2 protein-coding genes are annotated in these 1,261 nt (G+C 66.2%); one reads left to right on the forward strand and one right to left on the reverse strand.

Annotated elements, in window-relative coordinates:
* Positions 1 to 274: tyrosine-type recombinase/integrase (locus E8D38_RS27770; RefSeq protein WP_181179568.1), on the forward strand; the 274-nt coding region annotated here is incomplete at its 5' end.
* Positions 275 to 465: 191 nt separating this feature from the next.
* Here the strand turns inward: E8D38_RS27770 and E8D38_RS27775 are convergent.
* The coding region (locus E8D38_RS27775) for an integron integrase (RefSeq protein WP_140637516.1) at positions 466 to 1,261 on the reverse strand (796 nt) is incomplete at its 5' end.

Consider the following 1,261-nt stretch of genomic DNA (forward strand, 5'->3'; position numbering starts at 1 on the left):
TGGCGTGGTGCGCCGGCACCATGTGTACGACCAGACCTTCCAGCGCGCGTTCAAGCGAGCGATCGAACGGGCCGGCGTGCAGCGCCTGGCCACACCGCACACGTTGCGTCACTCGTTTGCCACCCACTTGCTGCAGGCCGGCTATGACATCCGCACGGTGCAGGACCTGCTGGGGCACGCCGATGTGGCCACCACGCTGATCTACACGCACGTGCTCAAGGTGGCCGGTGGTGCGGTGCGCAGCCCATTGGACGCGCTGGGCCCCGCTTCATGACCGCTCTCCGGCGACAGCTCAACAGACGTTCACGGACGTCAGCTTGTGGCCGGCTGCGTGAGTCGACAGCGCGACCAGGTAGCTGACCTTGATCCTCACCCCTTCGCCCGCGAGGGTCGGCTGTCGGGGCGTGGGCCCGAACTCACGGACCCGGCCACTTCCAGTCGTTCGTCAGCGTCAGGTTTGCGGCCTCAGAACTGATCAAACGGGCTGCGCACGCCGCGCCCGCCGCGGTTGAGCACATGCGTGTAGATCATGGTGGTCTTCACATCGCTGTGCCCGAGCAACTCCTGCACCGTACGGATGTCGTAGCCGGCCTGCAACATGTGCGTGGCAAACGAATGGCGCAGCACATGGGGCGAACAGGGCTTGATGATGCGTGCACGCTTGGCGGCACCGGCCACCGCTTTCTGAATCGAGGCCTCATGCAGATGGTGGCGCCTCTCGACACCCTGGCGCGGGTCCACGGAACGGGCGGCACTGGGAAATACCCACTGCCAGCCCCAAGTGCGCGGTGCATTCGGATACTTCACCGCCAGCGCATCGGGCAGCCAGACCGCGCCGAAGCCGGCATCCAGGTCACGCTCATGCAGCACCTTGGCGCGCGCCAGTTGCTCCTTCAGCGGCAACAGCAGGTTCTCGGGCAGCACCGTCACACGGTCCTTGGCTCCCTTGCCGCTGCGCACCACCAACTCGCGCCGCTCGAAGTCCACGTCCTTGACCCGCAGCCGCAAGCCCTCGAGCAAGCGTATGCCCGTGCCGTACAGCAGCGCGGCCACCAGCCAACTCGCTCCGTTCAACTCATGCAGCAACGCGCGCACCTCCGTGGGCGTCAGCACCACCGGCAGGCGATCCCGGTTCTTTGCCCCGACGATCTCGTCCAGCCAGGGCAACTGGACCCCGAGCACCTCCTTGTAGAGGAACAACAGTGCCGACTTGGCCTGGTTCTGTGTGGCGGCGGCCACACCGCGTTCAGTCGCCAAGTGG

Source organism: Methylibium rhizosphaerae, assembly GCF_006386545.1.
Taxonomy (GTDB): domain Bacteria; phylum Pseudomonadota; class Gammaproteobacteria; order Burkholderiales; family Burkholderiaceae_C; genus Pseudorivibacter; species Pseudorivibacter rhizosphaerae.